The organism is Haemophilus parainfluenzae (assembly GCF_014931275.1).
In the GTDB taxonomy this organism is placed as follows: domain Bacteria; phylum Pseudomonadota; class Gammaproteobacteria; order Enterobacterales; family Pasteurellaceae; genus Haemophilus_D.
The window spans coordinates 109,025-130,515 of record NZ_CP063110.1; the positions used below are offsets into that span (position 1 = coordinate 109,025).

Sequence of the window (21,491 nt, forward strand, 5' to 3'; positions counted from 1 at the left end):
TATTACAATGAAAAACATTCATTTATCTAAATCGAGCCTTTTTCTTTCACTAATTTTTCAATTAATTTAACTTCTTTTGTTTTCTCGCCCGCACTAAGTTTACGGCATTGGCTGGTTTCTTTCGTATAAGTATTAAAATTTGTCATCCTTGTTGGACTTTTCATTTTAATCTTCATATCCAAATGATCACCACAACGATCGCAAGGTGAAACAAATTCCTTCTCATAGTCTTTAAACTCTGGAACTTGCTCTATGATTTTCGCAACTTGCGGTGAATGGGCAGTTTTAAATAGACGATCGGTAAAGTCATAACTCAATTTACCATCACTTGCCTGCCATTTGGCTTTGGCTTGCAATAAATAACGCATCCAACCTTCTTTTGTATCAATCTGTGAAATACCGCGTAGAAGCACAGTTTGATCCGCTCGATAAGTGACATAATCAAAATGCTCAACTGGCAAAGGTGCCTTGGCGGCTGGTTTCACATGACAAATCCAATCACCCACCAATGCTTTTTCCTGTTCAGTTTGCTGATGCGCTGTTGCACATCCCGATAGCAATACAGCGACAAGACTACCTAATACTAATTTTCTCATAGTAATACTCCTTTTATTAAGTTGATTTCCGCACTTACAAAAATAAAGTGAGGTTAAAATCGCGCTTGTTTTTTTATCAAGCTTAAAATAATTGCATTTATTTCTTCACAAACCACTGATTCAATAACTGAATATCTTTGTCATTCTCTGTGACTCGTCGGCAAGTCGCAAAATCCTTATCTAAAATAAGTTGATTGCCATTCTGTTTAAGTTCAATTGGCATATTCACGTGATCGCCTGATTTGCTATAAAACGCAGCCAATTGCTCTTTTTCTTGTTTTTGTAATTTCTTATCTTGCTTGATAGCTTTCGCCACATTGTTACTGTGCGCAGGCACCATCGCGCGATTAACAAAATCAAAACTCAAGACATTATTTTGGTTCTGCCATTTCACCTTGCCTTTTGTTAAATAACGAATAGTCGTCTCTTTATCCAATTCAATGTAGGAAATGCCTCGCAAGGCGCCTGTTCCATCTGGCTTTAAGACAAAGTGATCTAAGCGCTCGTAAGTTTGTTTATCTTGTGTCGGGATAGTATGACAAATCCACTCGCCATCTAATGTTGAACTTTGTGAGACATTTGAAGCCCCCGAGCAACCTGTTAATAATGCAGCAGCAAGGCTACCTAATATTAATTTTCTCATGAGATACTCCTTTTATTGATAGTAGGGATAACGTTGTTCACAACAAAATAGGGAAATTTTCGTCTAATCAGGAATGTGTAAAAGGCGGCAGTTACATAAATCATCACTTTCAAATTCTGATATTTCACCTGCAACCTTATTCGGAATTGGGAATAAGCGTACAGTTAGTGGTTTATTTAAGCGAAATGCCATTGTTCCTGTATCGCGCATAATAGCGGCAATGCTTTCTGCCTTGACATCTCCCGCCACTGGGACTGTGTCTAAACCGATACCACATACTGCACTATAAGTCAGTAAAGCACGGATATCAAAATAGTGTTTTTGTGTACCTTCGGCTAAACCTAAATCTTCTGTCACCGCCAACATCAATCCAGAAAACCCAACCAATGGCACGTGTTGGATTGATTTAAACACTTTTGTCAGTAAAGCAGAAACCTCGACTGAACCAGCTGCACCAAAATAGGGCAATCCCATTAATTCATAGATTTTTGTCATGGATGAACAATTTTTAGATGGTGCCGCCGAACTATCAATGCCTGCAAATTCAAATTCACCCGACAATTTGACCGCACTTAACACCTCTAATACTTGATCTACATGATATTGCAGGGCTTGCGACATAGCTTGATAGCAATCAGCATAAAATTGATTATGAGGCGATTTTGGCACAGATTTTAATACTTCAACTAATAAATCGGGTGTTTCTAAACCAATGACAAAACTGTTTGGCAAATGACTTAGATGATAACCGGCGGGGAAATAAGGGATAAATGGCTTGCAGTTAAAATTCACAGTAAAGTTAAAATTGCCTTCGCCACGTGGTGTGATATTTGCAATTCGTTGTACCGCATAAACAGATTGCTCAATAAGTTCATTATCTAACACGCCATTTTCATCTAATGGCACATTGACACAAGCATTACACAAGTCGCCATAAGCGGCGATTAACTCTGGTAATAAAGCAATTTCCTCTTTATTTCTCGCCGCGCCTATTGCAAATCGAAGACGGATTCCACTTTCATTAAATTTATTCAATAATTCCGTTAAATACTGCAAATCTGCTTTTGCTGTCTGCAAATTGGTTAAATCCAAATATTCACCAAAGGGATTGGTAATCACTCGAATCGATTGTAAGGTATAACCTGCTTTCTGTACAGCAGGTAATAACAAATCCACATCACGTTTCACCGAATAAAGTGCATCTTCCCATTGCGTTTTATCTTTATGTAACGTTAGAAAAAAACTGATTGTGCGAAGATGACATAATTCCTTATTTTTATAATCCATTCGATACCTTAACATTTAATGTCGTTATTTTTGCTGTTCACGTTCAACAGCACGATAGCCAATATCTCGACGATAAAAACGTCCAGACCATTGAATTTGCTCAGCGAGTTTTAAGGCTTTTTGTTGTGCTTCAAATACGCTTTCGCCTAATGCAGTAACACAAAGCACGCGACCGCCGTTCGTGACTAACTTGCCTTCTTGTTCTGCAACGCCCGCTAAGAAAACTTTCTCATTTTCGACCGCACTTTGAGGCAAACCGGTGATTTCATCGCCCTTACGATAATCGCCTGGATAGCCTTCAGCCGCCAAAACAATCCCTAAGGAAGATTTTGGATTCCATTGGGATTTCACTTCGTCCAATTTACCATCACAAGCTTTCAGACAAAATCCTACCAGATCGGATTCTAAACGAAGCATAATTGGCTGAGTTTCTGGATCGCCAAAACGGCAATTAAATTCAATTACTTTCGGCTGACCATTCGGCATGATCATTAATCCGGCATATAGAAAACCTGTGTAAACATTGCCTTCCGCTGCCATGCCATTGACTGTTGGATAAATCACTTCACGCATAATGCGATCATGAATTTCTGGTGTCACCACTGGCGCAGGCGAATACGCGCCCATACCGCCAGTATTTAAGCCTGTATCATTTTCGCCCACGCGTTTATGATCTTGACTAGTCGCCATAGGTTCGACGTTTTTACCATCTACCATGACGATAAAACTAGCTTCTTCGCCATCTAGAAACTCTTCAATCACCACTCGACTACCCGCTTCGCCAAAAGCATTACCAGAAAGCATATCACGCACAGCCTCTTCCGCTTCCTGCAATGTCATTGCAACGATTACGCCTTTGCCCGCCGCTAAACCATCTGCTTTAACGACAATTGGCGCGCCTTTCTCACGCAAGTACGCTAACGCAGGCTCAACTTCGGTAAAGTTTTGATATTCTGCCGTTGGAATTTTATGACGAGCGAGGAAATCTTTGGTGAATGCCTTTGAACCTTCCAATTGCGCAGCCGCTTGAGTTGGGCCAAAAATTTTCAATCCGGCCGCCCGAAATGCATCGACTACCCCAATCACTAACGGAGCTTCAGGGCCAACAATGGTTAATCCAATTTGTTTATCTTGAGCAAATTTCACTAAAGCAGGGATATCTGTTGCAGCAATATTCACGTTTTCTACTTTGTGTTCTAATGCTGTCCCCGCATTGCCCGGTGCGACGAAAACTTTGTCCGCTAATGGAGATTGTGCAGCTTTCCAAGCCAAGGCGTGTTCACGACCGCCATTTCCGATGATGAGGATGTTCATAATGCTCCTTGTATCTTTTTGAATTTAACCCCCTCTTTAGCAAAGAGGGGGAGGGGAGATTTGGCAGAAGTTATTTCAACCTCATAGTATATTTAGCATCGTTTAAATCTCCCCCCTGCCCCCCTCTTTACGAAAGAGGGGGGAGGAATAAGTAAAAAAGTAATTCGCTCATTGAGCGAAGTTACGACATAAATTAATGTCTAAAATGACGCATTCCAGTCAATACCATCACCATATTATGTTCATCTGCTGCATCGATGACTTCTTGATCGCGCATTGAACCACCTGGATGGATCACACATTGAATCCCTACTTTTGCTGCAGCATCAATACCGTCACGGAATGGGAAGAACGCATCAGATGCCATTACACAACCAGCTACGGTTAAGCCTTCGTCCTGCGCCTTAATACCCGCAATCTTAGCAGAATACACGCGGCTCATTTGGCCTGCACCAATGCCGATAGTTTGATTGTCTTTGGCGTAAACAATGGCATTCGATTTCACAAATTTCGCCACTTTCCAGCAGAATAATAAGTCTTTTAATTCTTGTTCAGTTGGCTGACGTTTACTCACCACTTTTAAATCATCCAAACCAACCATGCCTAAATCGGCATCTTGTACTAACAAGCCTCCGTTCACGCGTTTGAAATCTAAACGTTCGGAACGTGACGTCCATTCACCACATTCAAGCAAACGAACATTTTTCTTACGTTTCACGACTTCTTGCGCTTCAGCAGAAACTTTCGGCGCAATAATCACTTCAACGAATTGGCGCTCCACAATTTCATTCGCGGTTTTTTCGTCTAATTCACGGTTGAACGCAATAATGCCGCCAAATGCAGAAGTTGGATCAGTTTGGTAAGCGCGATTATAGGCGTCTAAAATATCTTTACCTAAAGCTACACCGCATGGATTGGCATGTTTAACGATCACACAAGCTGGCTCATCAAATTCTTTCACGCATTCAAGTGCTGCATCGGTGTCTGCAATATTATTGTAAGACAAGGCTTTACCTTGGAGTTGATTAGCCGTAGCCACGCTCGCCTCTTTCACATTCAAATCAACATAGAAAGCCGCATTTTGATGGGCGTTTTCGCCGTAACGCATGGTTTGTTTACGCACGAAGTTAAGGTTTAAAGTCCGTGGGAATTGACCGCACTTCGCATTCGCATCTTCTTCCTCTGCTACATGATATGGTTTCACCATTTGTCCAAAGTAGTTGGCAATCATGGAGTCATATTGCGCAGTATGTTCAAATGCTTTAATCGCAAGATCAAAACGGGTTTCAAGCGTTAGGCTGTTTTGATGTTTATCCATCTCTGCAAGAATTGCATTGAAATCACCATTATTTACCACAATCGCCACATCTTTATGATTTTTCGCTGCAGAACGCACCATGGTTGGTCCACCGATATCGATATTTTCTACCGCATCAGCCAAAGTACAATCTGGTTTAGCCACAGTGGCTGCAAACGGATATAAATTCACGACAACCATATCAATGCCTTCAATGCCATGTTGCTGCATGATGGAATCATCTATACCACGACGACCAAGAATCCCGCCATGTACTTTTGGATGCAAGGTTTTCACACGACCGTCCATCATTTCTGGGAACCCCGTATAATCAGACACTTCAGTCACCGGCAAACCATGTTGCTCCAACAATTTTGCGGTACCGCCTGTGGAAAGGAGTTTTACACCTCGCTGTACCAAGCCTTGAGCAAATTCTACGATACCAGTTTTATCAGAAACACTCAGTAAAGCCTGACGAATTGGACGATCTGTCATTACATTTTCCTTTAATTAAATGGTTAAAAATAAGCGCGTGGAATTATAACGCAAACGTTTGCGTTTATGTAGAAAAAATTTTCCTGGTAAGCGCACTTCAAGATTCGACGGCTTATTTAGGAGGTTTAGAAAACAAAAAAGCCCGCAAAATGCGGGCAATCTAACAGTGTGAATAATGTAATTAGCGTTTGCGGTTATCTAAAGAAAATGCACCGGCACCAGCAAACACAAAATAGAAAAACACGAGAGAGTAAAGTAAAGCAAGTTCACCACCGTTCGCGATTGGGAAGAATAAATTCCCTTTACCTGCAACGTGCATAAAGAAATACGCATAAGCCATTTGACCCGAAAGGATAAATGCCGCCGGGCGAACAAATAAGCCTAAAATTAATAGGATTGAACCAACAATCTCGATTACTCCACCGACGATCATCATTGGATCGCCCACTGCGCCGTTACCGCCCGTCATTGAAATTGGGAATTCCCAGAATTTCGCTGTGCCGTGTAAGATAAACATATACGCAGCGACGATACGTAATAAAGCTAAAACATACGGAGAGTATTTTTCTAAGTTTTTCATAAAGTTTTCCTAATAAAAAGTGATTTGAGAACGGGGCGTATATTAATGATTAACTCAAAGCCAAACAATACCTCGAATCGAAAAAGACTTTTTACTATTAGGAAATAATCTTACGCTTTGCTGATTTTCTCAATCCATTGTAAAAATTCAACAGCTGGCATGAATCCATTAACACGACTGCCTTCAATTTCTTTTCCATCTTGGTTAAAGAATAAAATTGTCGGTAAACCTAACACTTTATATTTTGTCATTAAAGCACGGTTTTCTTCGGAGTTTTTCGTCATATCGACTTGAAGAAGCAGCATGTCACCAAAGGCTTTTTGTACACTTGGATCACTAAATGTTTCTTTTTCAAACTCTTTACAAGCAACACACCAATCCGCATAAAGATCAAGCATCACAAGTGATTTGTTATTTTCTGACAGTGCTTGTTGCAATTCAGCTTCGCTTTTCACTTTCTTAAATTCAACATGGGAAACCACTTTATTTTCGACCGCACTTGGTGTTGAGGTTTCGCCCCAAACCCAAGTTTGAAGCGGTTTAACACTAATCATTGCTGCGACTAAAAAGAGAATTCGGAATACCCAACCTGTACCATTTTTCGGCATTTGGAAAGCAAACCAGATGAAAAATGCGGTACCGAGCATCGCCCATAATCTTGGTGTCCATTCATCTGGCAAAATACGAGAAATTAAGAATACCGGTAATGCGAGCATCACAAAGCCAAAGAGCTTTTTAACGGTTTCCATCCACATGCCTGATTTAGGCAGGATTTTATTCCCAAATAAAGTGATTAAAATCAGTGGTACGCCCATTCCCAATGCGAGCAAATAAAGCGTGATCGCACCAGTAAATAAATCACCACTCTGCGCCACATAAAGCAACGCGCCAGAAAGCGGTGCTGATGTGCAAGGTGAAGCCACAAGTCCCGCAATCATGCCCATTAAGAACACGCCACCCAAAGCGCCGGCTTTTTGCTGTTGGCTAAGTAAAGACAGTTTGGTTTGTAAGGAGCTTGGGAGCTGTAAGGTAAATACACCGAACATCGACAATGCTAGCAAGACAAAGATGATTGATAAACCAATCATCACATAAGGATGTTGTAAAGCCACTTGGAACGGTAAACCAATTGCGGCGACAATCAAGCCTAGCAAGGTATAAGTCAGCGCCATCCCCTGCACATACACAAAGCTTAATGCAAAAGCGCGCCACATATTAGGACGCTGATTTTGGCCAATAACAATCGCTGAAAGCAGTGGTAGCATTGGCAATACACAAGGGGTAAAGGCCAAACCTAATCCTAACAAGAAGAAACCAAATACTGCATATTTGCTGTTAAATAAACTTTCCGCTAAACGGTCTTGTTCTGCTTTGGGTTGTGCTGAAAGTGCGGTCGAGTTTTCCGATGTTTTTTCAGTATTAGCGACCTGTGCAATAGGCAAATCTGCCACTTTAATTTCTTTCACTTCAGGCGGATAACAAAAGCCCTCAGTACAACCTTGGTAAGCAATTTCAACCACATCTTCTGCTTTTAATGGCGGCTGACTCGCTTTAAAAATAGCTTGCACGGGCTTTTTGAAAATCTTCATCAAGCCGAAATAAGGATCGTTATAATCTTCGGGTGAAATAGAAAATGTAGCTACATCAAATGATGCTTTTTCTTCTTGATTGAGCTTCACGGAAATTTTCTCTTGATAGAGATAATACCCTTCTGCAATCGACCAATTAACGATCACATTTTCTTGATTCTCGCTTTTCGCAGCTGAAAATTGAAAAGCTTCATCCACAGGTAAGAAAGCCGGTTTCTTATCAAAAAGACCGGCTTGAGTGGAAAGTGCGGTAAAAATAAAAAATAAAAAAAGAAGAATTCGCTTCATCATAAAGTTCCAACTATTGTTCCTGCTGAAATTCTAGCATAGATAAGCAGAATGTTAATAATTTATGACTTAGATCATAAAATTAAATGTAATTTAAACAATGACCGCACTTTTCTGTTGTTACAGCAATGTTACAATTATAGAATACGCTCATAACAAAATATAACAAGGAGCAATGAATGGCTACCCCAAAAATTCTCATCGTGGAAGATGAAGCGGTAACCCGTAATACGTTAAAAGGAATTTTTGAAGCTGAGGGCTATGAGGTATTACAAGCACAAGATGGTGCAGAAATGTATCGTCAGTTAAACTCAGAAACGGTCAATCTCATCGTATTAGATATCAACTTACCTGGTAAAAATGGTTTATTACTAGGGCGTGAGTTACGTGAGAAAGCTGCAATTCCATTAATCTTCCTCACGGGACGAGATAACGAGGTCGATAAAATTTTAGGCTTGGAAATTGGGGCAGATGATTATCTCACTAAACCATTTAACCCAAGAGAACTCACCATTCGTGCACGAAATTTATTGCATCGCACCATGACACTAAATGGCAAAGAAACCCATTTACAACGTGAGAACTATCGTTTTAATGGGTGGACACTGGATTTAAATAGCCACAATTTAATCACACCTGAAGGCGTTGAATTTAAACTGCCTCGTAGTGAATTCCGTGCCATGTTGCACTTCTGCGAAAACCCTGGAAAATTGCAAACTCGTGAAGAATTATTGCTAAAAATGACAGGACGTGAATTAAAACCACAAGATCGTACTGTGGATGTAACAATTCGTCGTATTCGCAAACATTTTGAAGATCATCCTAATACCCCAGAAATCATTGCTACCGTGCATGGTGAAGGCTATCGTTTCTGTGGTGAATTAGAAGAATAATCGATCATTAAGTAATAAAAGGCTGAGTCAAATCAGCCTTTTGTTTTTTGCTATCCACGGCGAGATTCGGTAAAATCAACGCCAATTTACGATTAATGAACAACGGATAACAATGACCAAGAAAAAAGTCAAAGTCGGCTCCAACACAATTGCCTTAAATAAACGAGCTCGACACGAATATTTTATTGAAGATGAAATTGAAGCCGGCCTTGAATTACAAGGTTGGGAAGTAAAATCAATGCGCGTAGGTAAAGCCAATATCAGCGACAGTTATATCATTTTTAAAAACGGTGAAGCCTATTTATTTGGTGCGACCATTCAACCATTAAGCTTGGCTTCTACCCACGTGGTTTGCGATCCGACGCGTACACGTAAGCTTTTATTGAATAAACGTGAACTGGATAATCTTTTCGGTAAATCAAGCCGTGATGGTTTTACCATTGTTGCCCTTTCTCTTTATTGGAAAGGTGCTTGGGCAAAGATCAAAATCGGTCTTGCGAAAGGTAAAAAACAACATGATAAACGTGATGATATTAAAGAGCGTGAATGGAAAGTAGCGAAAGAGCGTATTATGAAAAACGCACATCGTGGATAACTCTCCCTCTAAACTGACAAAATGCCTCTCAACCGAAAGGCATTTTTCTTTTTTTCAATATGAAAAAAATTCTCATAGCCATGAATAAAATTATATTGATAATCATTCTCTTTTGAATTAGTATCTTCGCCCAATTCTTTTCGTTATATAAGGAGCTCTAATGAAAAAAGGCATTCACCCTGAAAATTATCGTACCGTTTTATTTTACGATTCCAACGCGAAACAAGGCTTTCTCATCCGTTCTTGTGCTAAAACCAACAACACCATGAAATGGGAAGATGGTAATGAATACCCTGTATTTATGTGCGATACCTCATCAGCCTCTCACCCATTTTATACTGGTAAAACTCGTCAAATTGGTAACGAAGGTCGTGCAAGTGAATTTGCAAACCGCTACGGTAAATTTGGCGCATTTAAATCAAAATAGGAATGTTCAATGAAAGTATTATCTTCACTCAAAAGCGCAAAAAACCGTCCTGGCTGCAAAATTGTTCGTCGCCACGGTATCGTTTATGTCATTTCGAAAACCAACCCTCGCTTTAAAGCGCGTCAAGGTGGGAAAAAGAAAGGTTAACCCCAATAAAAAAGAGCGGTCAAATTTCCGCTCTTTTTTTCATTTAGGCATTAAGGTTTATAAATAAACTCAACGCCTTCTTCATCTTCTTCATCCCAATCATCCCAGTCGTCATCTTCATCATCAAATTGATGTTCAGCGAGCTGTTCTTGATGGTAGTCTTCCCATTTGAATTTCACTTCTTCTGGTTTATTTTCTTCTACTTCCGCATCACGTGGATTTGCTTCAATGAAATCCATAATATCACGACAAAGTGGTGGCACATTTTTACCGGTTGCGGCAGAAATAAGGTGATACCCTTCTTCCCAACCAAGACGTTCAGTAATCTCTTGTGCACGTTCATGCGCCTCTTCTTCTGTCATCGTATCAATTTTATTGAAGACTAACCAACGCGGTTTATCTGCCAATTTTTCACTATATTGGAATAATTCTGACTCGATGATCGCAATATTATCAGCAGGATCGGATTCATCAATTGGGTTAATATCCACTAAATGAATTAACACACGACAACGTTCTAAGTGCTTTAAGAAACGAATACCCAAACCCGCACCATCCGATGCACCTTCAATCAATCCAGGAATATCTGCTACTACAAAGCTATGACTCTCATCCACTTTCACTACGCCTAAACTTGGCACTAAAGTGGTAAATGGATAATCAGCAACTTTTGGTTTTGCAGCTGAAACGGCGCGAATAAAGGTGGATTTACCCGCATTCGGTAAACCTAACATCCCGACGTCCGCAAGAAGCATTAATTCTAATAATAAATCGCGTTTTTCACCTGGTGTCCCCATGGTTTTTTGGCGAGGCGCACGGTTCACTGAAGATTTGAAACGTGTGTTCCCTAAACCATGATAACCACCTTTCGCCACTAACATTTTGGCGCCATGCTTTGTTAAATCGCCAAGTACTTCTTTGGTGTCATTATCAATTGCACGCGTTCCCACCGGCACACGTAACGTAATGTCTTTACCGCGACGACCGGTACAATCTGAACTGTGACCATTCTCACCGCGTTCTGCAGCAAAACGTTTCGTAAAACGATAATCGATCAAGGTATTTAAGTTTTCGTCTGCAACCAAATAAACATCACCGCCATCACCGCCATCACCGCCATCTGGGCCGCCTTTGGGGATAAATTTTTCACGGCGGAAACTTACACAACCGTTTCCACCATCCCCTGCTTCCACACGAATCAGGGCTTCATCAATAAATTTCATAAAAACTCTCCAATATTTAACCGCACTTTACTTTGATTGCGGTAATAACTTATGTCCGATTGCCGACAAAATTGCTCCGCATACTACAACAAACGCCCCGATATAGCTAATCATATTTAATTCTGGCGCGGCAAAATTATCAGGGCTCGCATAATGCGCAAGATGAGCAAAGAAAATGGTAAATAGTGGTACTAAAGTAATCACAACGCTTACTTTAGATACCTCCCAACGATTAAGGGCTTCAGCATAAGCGCCATAACCAAATAAGGTATTTAAGCAACAATAAGCCAAACAACCAAATGCTAACGGACTGAGCTCTCTCACTTGGGAAAATTCAGCAATAGGCGTAAATACCAAAAGACAACCGAAATAAATCATTAATAAAATTTGTGGTGAACTAAAACGGCGAAGCATTAATTTCTGTGCCATACCATAAGCAACCCAAATTAACGAGCCTGCCAGACTTAATAATACGCCCGTTAAATAGCGGCTTTCCCCTTGAAACCCATCTAGCTTATCATTGAAGAAAAGCACTAATCCTACAAGTAATAAGACTAAACCTATTTTTTGGTGTAATCCGAGCTTTTCTTTAAAGACAAAAAGACCACAAATCAACATGCCAAAAGAGGAAAAGTGAATAAAAATTTGAGCCGAAGAAGGATCGATAAACTTAAGTGAGCTATTAAATAAGAAGAAGTTACCTGACAACCCTATGACACCAATTACTACCAACCAAATAAATTGACCACCTTTCAAAAATTGTGGCAATTTTTTCTTATAGGCAAGCAAAATAAAGAGCGCTAGAAATGCCACAATAAAGCGATACCACACGATCGTTTGTGGCGTCATCACGGATAAAACCTGTTTTAACGCAATAGGTAAAGATCCCCATGCCATCGCTGTAATTAAAGCAAATAGAAATCCTAAAAGAGGTTGTTGTTTCATGATGTCTTCCTTTATTTGGCTAAAGCACAGTTAGGAATTCAGGTAAATTTCATTCTAAGAAATATTAAAGAGAATGAATGATAGTGCCAAGATAACAGATTTGATTAATGATTGTAAATCACAGGTAAGAAAACAAAGAAAACGCCCCACAGATAATGCGGGGCGTTTATCAAATCAGATGTAAAATTATTCAGTTACAATACTTACGTATTTACGGCTTTTCTCGCCTTTCACTTCAAATTTTACTTTACCGTCAGCGGTAGCAAATAAGGTGTGGTCACGGCCCATACCTACGTTGTTACCTGCGTGGAATTTAGTACCACGTTGACGTACAATGATGCTACCTGCTAATACAGATTCGCCACCGAAACGTTTAACACCAAGGCGTTTAGCTTCAGAATCACGACCGTTACGAGTTGAACCACCAGCTTTTTTAGTTGCCATCTACTTGATCTCCTCTGAAATTATGCTTGAATCCCAGTGATTTTCACTTCTGTGAACCACTGACGATGACCTTGTTGTTTACGGCTGTGTTTACGACGACGGAACTTAACGATTTTAACTTTATCGCCACGACCTTGTGCCACAACTTCAGCCACTACTTTCGCGCCAGCTACTACTGGTGCACCAATTTTAACATCTTCACCATTAACGACCATCAACACTGAGTCGAACTCAACTGTTGAGCCAGTTGCAAGTTCAAGTTTTTCTAAACGAACTACTTGACCTTCGCTCACACGGTGTTGTTTACCGCCACTTTGGAAAACTGCGTACATAAATACTCCGCTATAATTGTGCTTCTCCGTTACTATTTTCGGTCCGCACTTCAAAATTCATATAAATAGGTCGCAAATTCTACGGAAAAAACAACTCGATCGCAAGCACTTATTTGCAATAAAATAAAAAAAAGCGCTTTTCCTCGAGTTTAATTTCAGAAACCTTGAAAAATCGGGTAAAATTCACCGCACTTTTCTTTTATATACACAACCATCGAACCAAATGAAGATGAACAAACAAGATTTAATGGATATGCATTCAATCCAAGCATTAACCGATGCGGATATGCAGAAAGTCAACCAAGCTATTTTAGCACAAATTAACTCAGACGTGCCGATGGTTAATCAGCTTGGTTTTTATATTGTACAAGGTGGCGGAAAACGTATTCGACCACTTATTGCGGTCTTAGCGGCGCGTGCATTAGGCTACGAAAGCGATAAAGTAGCAACTTGTGCGACCTTTGTAGAATTTATTCACACTGCTTCTTTATTACACGATGATGTGGTAGATGAATCTGATATGCGTCGAGGTCGCGCAACGGCTAACTCTGCTTTTGGTAATGCCGCTAGCGTATTAGTAGGTGACTTCATTTATACTCGTGCATTCCAATTAGTGGCGCAGTTACAATCGCTAGATATTCTTCGCATTATGGCCGATGCCACCAACGTGTTGGCAGAAGGTGAAGTTCAACAATTAATGAACGTGAATGATCCGGATACCACAGAAGAAAGTTATATGCGCGTGATTTATAGTAAAACAGCACGCTTATTTGAAGTGGCGGCACAATCTGTTGCGATTGTTGCGGGTGCTGAAAAATCAATTGAAACCGCATTTCAAGAATATGGTCGCTATCTCGGTACTGCATTCCAATTAGTGGATGACGTGCTAGATTACAGCGCAAACGCTGCAGCATTAGGCAAAAATGTGGGTGACGACCTCGCTGAAGGTAAACCGACTCTTCCTTTATTACACGCAATGCGTCACGGTAATCCACAACAAGCCGCGCTTATTCGCGAAGCCATTGAACAAGGCGGAAAACGTGATGCGATCGATGAAGTGCTTGCGATTATGGCTGAACATAAATCCCTTGATTATGCGATGGATCGTGCGAAACAAGAAGCCAAAAAAGCGGTTGATTCTATTGCCTTATTACCTGAAAGCGAATACAAAAAAGCCTTAATTTCACTGGCTTATTTATCGGTAGACCGAACTTATTAATATGACTGAAGAACAAATTCAACCGCAAAGTGCGGTCGATTCTCAACCTAAATTTCAAAAACCGCGTAAACAAAAAGTACGCAAGGATCCCAATGCGCCTTTTATTCGTGAAAAACTTGAATTACCCGAAGGACATAATAAGTTGCTTCTCCACTCTTGCTGTGCGCCTTGCTCAGGTGAAGTGATGGAAGCCATTTTGGCCTCGGGTATTGAATTTACGATTTATTTTTACAACCCGAATATTCATCCATTAAAAGAATATTTAATTCGTAAAGAAGAAAATATCCGCTTTGCCCAAAAATTTGGGATTCCGTTTATTGATGCTGACTACGATCGCCAACAATGGTTTGATCGCGCAAAAGGCATGGAATGGGAACCTGAACGTGGAATTCGTTGTACCATGTGTTTTGATATGCGTTTTGAAAAAGCCGCTGAATATGCTCATGAGCATGGTTTTCCTGTGTTTACTAGTTGCCTTGGTATTTCTCGCTGGAAAGACATGGATCAAATCAACGGTTGCGGTCACCGTGCGGCTGAAAAATATGATGATGTGATTTATTGGGATTACAACTGGCGTAAAGCTGGCGGATCGCAACGCATGATCGAAATCAGTAAGCGTGAACGTTTTTATCAGCAAGAATATTGTGGCTGCGTTTATTCTTTACGAGACAGCAATAAATGGCGTGAAGAAACAGGGCGACAAAAAATTGAAATTGGTAAACTCTATTACACGCCCGATTAAAAACTCATAAAAAAAGAACCGCACTTTCAACATGCGGTTCTTTTTTATTTAATCGACGATAAGGCGCCCACCTAATGCATTCTCTAAAGAATGATCTAATTGTTGAATTCGCGTACATAACACGTTTTCAATCTGGGCATTTTTATTCTTTTCTTGGGTTAATTCAAAACTTAAATTCAAGGCAACAATAGAAAGCACACGGTCTAATTGCAATAAACCTGTACGCTCTTTCATTTCAGACACTTGAAGATCTAAATTGCGCGCTGCTTGACGCAAAATCTCTTCTTGTTCAGCAGGGACATTCAAGCGCAGCACTTGCCCTAATACAACAACTTCAACCAGTTTTAATGACATGTTATTCCCTTATGTTGAATGCTCAAGTGTTCCTATTATGCCACAGCCAAATGCCTTCGTCATAATTTTTACGTTTAATTGACCGCTCTTTATCCGTTCGCCCCATTTCGCAATTTACGCTATAATGCGACACTTTTCATTATTTTTGAACGGAATATTTATGCCAACTATCGCTCCTAATCCATTAGTCCTAGTGGACGGTTCATCTTATTTATATCGTGCTTTCCATGCATTTCCGCCACTCACCAATTCAGCCGGCGAACCGACTGGCGCCATGTACGGTGTATTGAACATGCTCAAAAGCCTGATTTCGCAAGTGCAACCGAGCCATATTGCGGTAGTCTTTGATGCGAAAGGCAAAACTTTCCGTGATGAAATGTTTGAACAATATAAATCCCATCGTCCACCGATGCCCGACGATCTGCGTAAACAAATTCAGCCGTTACACGATATTATCCGTGCCCTTGGCATTCCTCTTTTAGTCATTGAAGGCGTGGAGGCGGACGATGTCATTGGTACCTTAGCGGTAGCGGCTTCCAAAGCTAATCAAAAAGTCTTGATCAGCACCGGCGATAAAGACATGGCACAGCTAGTGGATGACAACATTATGTTGATCAATACCATGAATAATACCCTATTAGATCGCGAGGCCGTGATTGAAAAATACGGTATTCCACCAGAACTCATCATCGATTACTTAGCGCTAATGGGCGATAGCGCCGATAATATTCCAGGCGTGGCGGGTGTCGGTGAAAAAACCGCACTTGGTCTCTTGCAAGGTATCGGCAGCATGGCAGAAATTTATGCCAACTTAGACAAAGTGGCTGAATTGCCAATTCGTGGGGCAAAAAAATTAGGTGATAAATTATTGGCGGAAAAAGAAATGGCGGATTTATCCTATCGCCTTGCCACGATCAAAACTGATGTCGCTCTCGATATTACACCAGAGCAACTCACTCTTGGCGCAAGCAATAACGATCAACTCACTGAATATTTCGGCCGTTATGAATTTAAACGTTGGCTCAATGAAGTGATGAATGGCGCTGATTCCATTACTAATAATAACGAACAACCGACCAAGATTAATCACTATCAAGCTACGCCAGCACTCGCTCAAAACAATAGCGATGAAACATTGCCGGCAATTCAAATTGATCGTAGCCGTTATGAAACCTTGCTCACCGAAGCGGATTTAAATCGTTGGGTGGAAAAACTCAAGCAAGCCAAACTTTTTGCCTTAGATACAGAAACCGATAATTTAGATTATATGGCTGCCAACTTAGTGGGGATTTCCTTTGCGCTAGAAAACGGTGAAGCGGCCTATTTACCGTTGCAATTAGATTATTTAGGTGCGCCAAAAACCCTTGAAAAAACAACCGCACTTTCGCTGTTAAAACCGGTTTTAGAAAATCCAGCCATTCAAAAAGTCGGGCAAAACTTCAAGTACGACCTCACTATTTTCGCCCGTAATGGCATTGATGTGCAAGGTGTAGCTTTCGATACCATGTTGGAGTCCTATGTGCTCAACAGCACTGGTCGTCATAATATGGACGATCTGGCGAAACGTTATTTAGGACATCAAACCATCAGTTTTGAAGAGATTGCAGGCAAAGGTAAAAATCAACTGACCTTTAACCAAATTCCATTAGAACAAGCCGCTGAGTACGCGGCGGAAGATGCTGATGTAACAATGAAACTGCAACAAGTGCTATGGGAAAAACTCTCGAAAGAACCCACTCTTGAAAAACTCTTTAAAGAAATGGAATTGCCATTGTTAGGCGTACTTTCCCGTATGGAACGTCGTGGTGTCTTAATTAATAGCGATGCACTATTCCTGCAATCTAACGAAATCGCTAACCGTTTAAGTGAATTAGAAGAACAAGCCTACGCCTTGGCGGGGCAACCATTTAATTTAGCTTCCACCAAACAATTACAAGAAATTTTATTTGATAAATTAGGTTTACCCGTTATTCAAAAAACACCAAAAGGTGCGCCATCCACTAACGAGGAAGTGTTGGAAGAACTGGCATTTAGCCATGAATTGCCGAAAGTGTTGGTAGAACATCGTGGGCTAAGCAAACTAAAATCGACCTACACCGACAAATTGCCGCAAATGGTGAATCCGCAAACGGGTCGAGTGCATACTTCCTATCATCAAGCGGTGACAGCTACCGGTCGTCTTTCATCAAGTGATCCGAATCTGCAAAACATTCCGATTCGTAATGAAGAAGGTCGCCGTATTCGTCAGGCATTTATTGCGCGCGAAGGCTTTACTGTTGTGGCAGCTGACTATTCGCAAATCGAGCTGCGCATTATGGCGCACCTATCACAAGATCAGGGCTTAATTAATGCTTTTACCCAAGGCAAAGATATTCACCGCTCTACCGCAGCAGAAATCTTTGGTGTCGCACTAGATGAAGTAACATCCGAACAACGCCGCAATGCTAAAGCGATTAACTTCGGTTTAATTTATGGTATGTCAGCCTTTGGCTTATCGCGTCAACTCGGTATTGGCCGTGCAGATGCCCAGAGCTATATGGATTTGTATTTCAAACGCTATCCAGGCGTACAAACTTTTATGCATGATATTCGTGAAAAAGCTAAAGCCCAAGGCTATGTGGAAACCCTATTCGGCCGTCGTTTATATCTGCCGGATATTAACTCCTCTAACGGTATGCGCCGTAAAGCAGCCGAACGTGTCGCGATCAATGCACCAATGCAAGGCACTGCCGCAGACATTATCAAACGAGCCATGATTCAATTGGATCAAACACTACAAAACGATCCCGATATTGCGATGATTATGCAGGTGCACGATGAATTGGTGTTTGAAGTGCGGTCAGAAAAAGTCGCGTTTTATAGCGAGCTCATCAAAACACACATGGAAAGCGCAGCTGATTTAGTCGTACCACTGATTGTAGAAGTAGGTCAAGGCACTAACTGGGATGAGGCGCACTAAGGAATATAGTCATGAATAAAGTTATTCAAAGTCAGCACTTTAAGGCAGAACGTGCTTGGGGAGCACTTGATATTACCAATATGAATGGTATTTCCGTGCGTCTTCACTGGACAGACAAACCTTACAAATGGCATATCAATGACGGTGAAGAAGTCTTTGCTGTCATGGATGGTACAGTGGAAATGCGCTACAAAGAAGAAGGCCAAGATAAAGCCGTATTGCTCCATACAGGTGATATTTTTTATGCGGGTATCGGTACCGAACACGTTGCTCATCCACAAGGCGAAGCGCGCATATTAGTCATAGAGAAAGAAGACAGTATTTAATAAATTAAAAGAATTTTATGAACCAAGAAAGACTCAACAAAATCGAAAAATCATTACTTCACCTTGTGGAACGTGATGTTGTTCCCGCACTTGGCTGTACTGAACCTATCTCTTTAGCGCTTGCCGCAGCAACAGCGGCTAAATATTTAGGCAAAACACCTGAACGTATTGAAGCTAAAGTATCACCAAACTTAATGAAAAATGGATTGGGCGTTGCAGTACCGGGAACGGGCATGGTCGGCTTGCCTATTGCTGCAGCAATTGGTGCTTTAGGCGGCGATCCTGAGGGTGAGTTGGAAGTGTTAAAACACATCACGCCAGAACAAGTTTCACAAGCCAAAGCGATGCTTGATAAAAAGCTCGTTAATGTGGATATTCATCAAACCGATCATATCTTATATTCAGAAGCCATGTTGTTTGCCGATAATGACCGAGTGAAAGTAGCCATTCAAGATCAACACACAAACATCATTTTAATTGAAAAAAATGGCGAAGTTGTTTTTGAGAAAGAACATGATGAATGTGCTGATTGCGATCCTTATGATATTTTCAAACAGGTGAGCGCACGTGAAATCTTTGAATTTTCTTGTGAAGTTGAGCTCGATAAAATCCGCTTTATCGGACAAGCTGCCGCTCTAAACCGAGCGCTGTCTAACGAAGGATTACGTGAAAATTACGGCTTACACATTGGCAGAACGTTACGCAAACAAGTTGGTAGTGGCTTAATGTCAGATGATTTACTCAGCAAAATCATGATCGAAACTACTGCAGCCTCCGATGCGCGTATGGGTGGAGCTACATTACCAGCAATGAGTAATTCAGGCTCTGGCAACCAAGGTATTGCTGCGACTATGCCCGTGGTTGTGGTCGCCGATTATTTAAACGTGAGTGAAGAAAAACGTCTCCGTGCCCTCTTCTTATCACATTTAATGGCCATTTATATCCACAGTAAATTACCCAAACTTTCTGCCCTTTGTGCGGTAACAACTGCCTCTATGGGAAGCTGTGCGGGTATCGCCTATTTGCTTACAGGTAAATTTGAAACCGTGAGCATGGGGATTTGCAGCATGATTGGTGATATTAGCGGAATCATCTGCGATGGCGCATCCAATAGCTGTGCCATGAAAGTGTCCACCAGCGTAGCATCTGGCTATAAATCGGTGCTTATGGCAATGGATGAAACTCATGTTACGGGTAATGAAGGTATTGTTGAACATGATCTCGATCGCACTATCGACAATCTATGCTCAATTGCTTCTAAAAGTATGCATCATATTGATCGCCAAGTGATTGAAATTATGGTGAGTAAACCTTGCCCTTAATATCAAGATAACTTACGATAAAGTGCGGTCAGAAAAACACACAAATTTCTGACCGCACTTTTTTTATATCAAAAAAACATATTTTCTAGCTAAAAGTTATTGGCACTACCTTCTTATTTTTTTAGAAAATACCGACCTACTTAGTTCTAAAAGAGAAGGAATATTTATGCTTTTAACCGGATTACTTTGCGGAATTTTACTCGGATTTGTGATGCAGCGTGGGCGCTTTTGTATTACTGGCGCATTTCGCGATATGTATGTCACCAAAAATAACAAAATGTTTGTAGCCCTTCTATTGGCGATTACCGTGCAATCCATCGGTTTCTTTCTCTTAAAAGAAATCGGTGTATTAAATGTCGATCCGGCTGAAAATTTTGCCTTTTTAGCGGTGATTATCGGTGCCTTTGTATTTGGCATCGGTATTGTTCTTGCTGGCGGTTGTGCGACAGGTACGTGGTACCGTGCTGCGGAAGGCTTAGTCGGCAGTTGGGTTGCGTTATTCACTTATATGTTGTTAAGTGCCATCATGCGTACTGGCCCATTAGGCGAATTCAATAAAACTTTACGCAGCATCAATATTGAACAACGCAACATTTACGATACATTCGGTATCTCACCTTGGTGGTTAGTCGCATTATTAACTTTAGTGACAGCTTTCTATGTGTACAAACATCTCAGTAAACCCAGCGTAAAAGTTGCGGCATTAAAACCGAAGAAAACAGGGCTTGCCCACTTATTATTTGAAAAACGCTGGCACCCATTTTTCTCTGCTGTATTAATCGGATTAATCGCGCTTGCGGCTTGGCCACTCAGTGTCGCTACGGGTCGTGAGTTTGGACTTGGGATCACTGGTCCATCCGCTAATATCATGCAATTCCTCGTTACTGGCGACGGTAAATTTATTAACTGGGGCGTATTCTTAGTCTTAGGGATTTTTATCGGGTCATTCATCGGCGCGAAAGCAAGCAATGAATTTCGTGTTCGCGTACCGGATGCCACCACGATTCTACGCAGCGGACTCGGCGGTATTCTCATGGGTATTGGCGCAACCCTTGCGGGTGGCTGTTCTATCGGTAACGGTTTAGTCGAAACTGCCTTTTTCTCTTGGCAAGGTTGGGTCTCATTGCCATTGATGATTCTCGGCACTTGGGTAGCCGCCTACTTCACCATTATCCGTCCACAACGTTTAAAATTAGCAAAAGCATCATAAGGAGTTTATATGATCGTTAAATTACCAACACTCGGCCTTGTTTGCCCATTTCCTCTCGTTGAAGCAAAGGAAGCTATGGCTAAGTTAAACAAAGGCGATGGCCTAGAAATTGAATTCGACTGCACACAAGCCACTGAAGCCATTCCCGCTTGGGCGGCTGAAGAAGGTTATGAAGTCACAAACTTTGAGCAAATTGATGATGCGAAATGGTCAATTACAGTGATTAAATAATAAAAAAGTGCGGTTAGAAAAATATATAAATTT

General features: G+C 41.1%; 23 protein-coding genes. 11 read left to right on the forward strand and 12 right to left on the reverse strand.

The annotated features are described in order from the left end of the window. Positions 1-26: 26 nt before the first annotated feature. The 7 genes from INQ00_RS00530 to INQ00_RS00560 form a co-directional block, all read right to left on the reverse strand. Positions 27-596: a hypothetical protein gene (locus INQ00_RS00530; RefSeq protein WP_197546983.1), complete on the reverse strand. Its 570-nt coding sequence runs from the start codon at positions 594-596 to the stop codon at positions 27-29. A 97-nt stretch (positions 597-693) separates the two neighbouring features. Beyond that, on the reverse strand, positions 694-1,239 hold the full coding sequence (locus INQ00_RS00535) for a hypothetical protein (RefSeq protein WP_197546984.1): 546 nt from the start codon (positions 1,237-1,239) through the stop codon (positions 694-696). 63 nt (positions 1,240-1,302) lie between these two features. Further along, a complete protein-coding gene (locus INQ00_RS00540) occupies positions 1,303-2,526 on the reverse strand; it encodes a DUF711 family protein (RefSeq protein WP_197546985.1) in 1,224 nt (407 codons plus the stop codon). 24 nt (positions 2,527-2,550) lie between these two features. Beyond that, positions 2,551-3,840, reverse strand: a complete 1,290-nt coding sequence (gene purD, locus INQ00_RS00545; RefSeq protein WP_197546986.1) for a phosphoribosylamine--glycine ligase — start codon at positions 3,838-3,840, stop codon at positions 2,551-2,553. 193 nt (positions 3,841-4,033) lie between these two features. Beyond that, the gene (purH, locus tag INQ00_RS00550; RefSeq protein ID WP_197546987.1) at positions 4,034-5,632 is read right to left on the reverse strand and encodes a bifunctional phosphoribosylaminoimidazolecarboxamide formyltransferase/IMP cyclohydrolase; all 1,599 of its coding nucleotides are present in this window, start codon (positions 5,630-5,632) and stop codon (positions 4,034-4,036) included. Between the two features lie 181 nt (positions 5,633-5,813). Further along, positions 5,814-6,212: a DoxX family protein gene (locus tag INQ00_RS00555; RefSeq protein WP_049357642.1), complete on the reverse strand. Its 399-nt coding sequence runs from the start codon at positions 6,210-6,212 to the stop codon at positions 5,814-5,816. A 110-nt stretch (positions 6,213-6,322) separates the two neighbouring features. Next, entirely contained in the window at positions 6,323-8,089 is a 1,767-nt protein-coding gene (locus tag INQ00_RS00560) for a protein-disulfide reductase DsbD (RefSeq protein WP_197547480.1), read from the reverse strand. Positions 8,090-8,268: 179 nt separating this feature from the next. Here INQ00_RS00560 and arcA point away from each other — a divergent pair, with 179 nt between their 5' ends. From arcA to ykgO, 4 genes are all read left to right on the forward strand, one after another. Continuing rightward, positions 8,269-8,982, forward strand: coding sequence for a two-component system response regulator ArcA (gene arcA, locus INQ00_RS00565; protein ID WP_049374344.1), 714 nt, complete (start codon positions 8,269-8,271; stop codon positions 8,980-8,982). Between the two features lie 112 nt (positions 8,983-9,094). Beyond that, entirely contained in the window at positions 9,095-9,577 is a 483-nt protein-coding gene (smpB, locus tag INQ00_RS00570) for an SsrA-binding protein SmpB (protein ID WP_197546988.1), read from the forward strand. A gap of 160 nt (positions 9,578-9,737) precedes the next feature. Beyond that, positions 9,738-10,004, forward strand: coding sequence for a type B 50S ribosomal protein L31 (locus INQ00_RS00575; RefSeq protein WP_005695437.1), 267 nt, complete (start codon positions 9,738-9,740; stop codon positions 10,002-10,004). A 9-nt stretch (positions 10,005-10,013) separates the two neighbouring features. Beyond that, positions 10,014-10,151 (forward strand): type B 50S ribosomal protein L36, encoded by a 138-nt coding sequence (gene ykgO, locus INQ00_RS00580; RefSeq protein WP_197546989.1) that lies wholly within the window; start codon positions 10,014-10,016, stop codon positions 10,149-10,151. A 50-nt stretch (positions 10,152-10,201) separates the two neighbouring features. On the opposite strand, the gene cgtA is transcribed toward ykgO, so the two are convergent. From cgtA to rplU, 4 genes are all read right to left on the reverse strand, one after another. Beyond that, positions 10,202-11,374, reverse strand: coding sequence for an Obg family GTPase CgtA (gene cgtA / locus INQ00_RS00585; protein WP_005697855.1), 1,173 nt, complete (start codon positions 11,372-11,374; stop codon positions 10,202-10,204). 27 nt (positions 11,375-11,401) lie between these two features. Beyond that, positions 11,402-12,319 carry a DMT family transporter gene (locus tag INQ00_RS00590; protein WP_197546990.1) on the reverse strand — a complete coding sequence of 306 codons (918 nt, stop codon included), beginning with the start codon at positions 12,317-12,319 and terminating at the stop codon, positions 11,402-11,404. A gap of 186 nt (positions 12,320-12,505) precedes the next feature. After that, complete coding sequence (rpmA, locus tag INQ00_RS00595; protein ID WP_005539872.1) at positions 12,506-12,763, reverse strand: 50S ribosomal protein L27; 258 nt, start codon at positions 12,761-12,763, stop codon at positions 12,506-12,508. A gap of 20 nt (positions 12,764-12,783) precedes the next feature. Further along, positions 12,784-13,095, reverse strand: a complete 312-nt coding sequence (rplU, locus tag INQ00_RS00600) for a 50S ribosomal protein L21 (RefSeq protein ID WP_111406854.1) — start codon at positions 13,093-13,095, stop codon at positions 12,784-12,786. A 229-nt stretch (positions 13,096-13,324) separates the two neighbouring features. On the opposite strand from rplU, the gene ispB reads away from it, so the two are divergent. Beyond that, complete coding sequence (gene ispB, locus INQ00_RS00605) at positions 13,325-14,314, forward strand: octaprenyl diphosphate synthase (RefSeq protein WP_197547481.1); 990 nt, start codon at positions 13,325-13,327, stop codon at positions 14,312-14,314. 1 nt (position 14,315) lies between these two features. Continuing rightward, positions 14,316-15,056: an epoxyqueuosine reductase QueH gene (locus INQ00_RS00610; protein WP_049379906.1), complete on the forward strand. Its 741-nt coding sequence runs from the start codon at positions 14,316-14,318 to the stop codon at positions 15,054-15,056. Positions 15,057-15,104: 48 nt separating this feature from the next. Here the strand turns inward: INQ00_RS00610 and INQ00_RS00615 are convergent, their stop codons facing one another. Next, positions 15,105-15,410 carry a cell division protein ZapA gene (locus INQ00_RS00615; RefSeq protein ID WP_049362360.1) on the reverse strand — a complete coding sequence of 102 codons (306 nt, stop codon included), beginning with the start codon at positions 15,408-15,410 and terminating at the stop codon, positions 15,105-15,107. Between the two features lie 160 nt (positions 15,411-15,570). Between INQ00_RS00615 and polA the strand changes: the two genes are divergently transcribed. From polA to INQ00_RS00640, 5 genes are all read left to right on the forward strand, one after another. Further along, the gene (gene polA, locus INQ00_RS00620) at positions 15,571-18,369 is read left to right on the forward strand and encodes a DNA polymerase I (RefSeq protein ID WP_197546991.1); all 2,799 of its coding nucleotides are present in this window, start codon (positions 15,571-15,573) and stop codon (positions 18,367-18,369) included. A gap of 11 nt (positions 18,370-18,380) precedes the next feature. Further along, positions 18,381-18,695 (forward strand): cupin domain-containing protein, encoded by a 315-nt coding sequence (locus INQ00_RS00625; RefSeq protein WP_197546992.1) that lies wholly within the window; start codon positions 18,381-18,383, stop codon positions 18,693-18,695. Between the two features lie 17 nt (positions 18,696-18,712). Continuing rightward, entirely contained in the window at positions 18,713-20,017 is a 1,305-nt protein-coding gene (locus INQ00_RS00630) for an L-cysteine desulfidase family protein (protein ID WP_197546993.1), read from the forward strand. 166 nt (positions 20,018-20,183) lie between these two features. After that, on the forward strand, positions 20,184-21,227 hold the full coding sequence (locus INQ00_RS00635) for a YeeE/YedE family protein (RefSeq protein ID WP_115912191.1): 1,044 nt from the start codon (positions 20,184-20,186) through the stop codon (positions 21,225-21,227). Between the two features lie 9 nt (positions 21,228-21,236). Further along, positions 21,237-21,458, forward strand: coding sequence for a sulfurtransferase TusA family protein (locus INQ00_RS00640; protein ID WP_005631077.1), 222 nt, complete (start codon positions 21,237-21,239; stop codon positions 21,456-21,458). Positions 21,459-21,491 lie beyond the last annotated feature (33 nt).

Coding starts and splice junctions, on each gene's coding strand:
- INQ00_RS00530 (WP_197546983.1), bottom strand. CDS start 596: ATGAGAAAATTAGTATTAGGTAGTCTTGTCGCTGTATTGCTATCGGGA.
- INQ00_RS00535 (WP_197546984.1), bottom strand. CDS start 1,239: ATGAGAAAATTAATATTAGGTAGCCTTGCTGCTGCATTATTAACAGGT.
- INQ00_RS00540 (WP_197546985.1), bottom strand. CDS start 2,526: ATGGATTATAAAAATAAGGAATTATGTCATCTTCGCACAATCAGTTTT.
- purD (WP_197546986.1), bottom strand. CDS start 3,840: ATGAACATCCTCATCATCGGAAATGGCGGTCGTGAACACGCCTTGGCT.
- purH (WP_197546987.1), bottom strand. CDS start 5,632: ATGACAGATCGTCCAATTCGTCAGGCTTTACTGAGTGTTTCTGATAAA.
- INQ00_RS00555 (WP_049357642.1), bottom strand. CDS start 6,212: ATGAAAAACTTAGAAAAATACTCTCCGTATGTTTTAGCTTTATTACGT.
- INQ00_RS00560 (WP_197547480.1), bottom strand. CDS start 8,089: ATGAAGCGAATTCTTCTTTTTTTATTTTTTATTTTTACCGCACTTTCC.
- arcA (WP_049374344.1), top strand. CDS start 8,269: ATGGCTACCCCAAAAATTCTCATCGTGGAAGATGAAGCGGTAACCCGT.
- smpB (WP_197546988.1), top strand. CDS start 9,095: ATGACCAAGAAAAAAGTCAAAGTCGGCTCCAACACAATTGCCTTAAAT.
- INQ00_RS00575 (WP_005695437.1), top strand. CDS start 9,738: ATGAAAAAAGGCATTCACCCTGAAAATTATCGTACCGTTTTATTTTAC.
- ykgO (WP_197546989.1), top strand. CDS start 10,014: ATGAAAGTATTATCTTCACTCAAAAGCGCAAAAAACCGTCCTGGCTGC.
- cgtA (WP_005697855.1), bottom strand. CDS start 11,374: ATGAAATTTATTGATGAAGCCCTGATTCGTGTGGAAGCAGGGGATGGT.
- INQ00_RS00590 (WP_197546990.1), bottom strand. CDS start 12,319: ATGAAACAACAACCTCTTTTAGGATTTCTATTTGCTTTAATTACAGCG.
- rpmA (WP_005539872.1), bottom strand. CDS start 12,763: ATGGCAACTAAAAAAGCTGGTGGTTCAACTCGTAACGGTCGTGATTCT.
- rplU (WP_111406854.1), bottom strand. CDS start 13,095: ATGTACGCAGTTTTCCAAAGTGGCGGTAAACAACACCGTGTGAGCGAA.
- ispB (WP_197547481.1), top strand. CDS start 13,325: ATGAACAAACAAGATTTAATGGATATGCATTCAATCCAAGCATTAACC.
- INQ00_RS00610 (WP_049379906.1), top strand. CDS start 14,316: ATGACTGAAGAACAAATTCAACCGCAAAGTGCGGTCGATTCTCAACCT.
- INQ00_RS00615 (WP_049362360.1), bottom strand. CDS start 15,410: ATGTCATTAAAACTGGTTGAAGTTGTTGTATTAGGGCAAGTGCTGCGC.
- polA (WP_197546991.1), top strand. CDS start 15,571: ATGCCAACTATCGCTCCTAATCCATTAGTCCTAGTGGACGGTTCATCT.
- INQ00_RS00625 (WP_197546992.1), top strand. CDS start 18,381: ATGAATAAAGTTATTCAAAGTCAGCACTTTAAGGCAGAACGTGCTTGG.
- INQ00_RS00630 (WP_197546993.1), top strand. CDS start 18,713: ATGAACCAAGAAAGACTCAACAAAATCGAAAAATCATTACTTCACCTT.
- INQ00_RS00635 (WP_115912191.1), top strand. CDS start 20,184: ATGCTTTTAACCGGATTACTTTGCGGAATTTTACTCGGATTTGTGATG.
- INQ00_RS00640 (WP_005631077.1), top strand. CDS start 21,237: ATGATCGTTAAATTACCAACACTCGGCCTTGTTTGCCCATTTCCTCTC.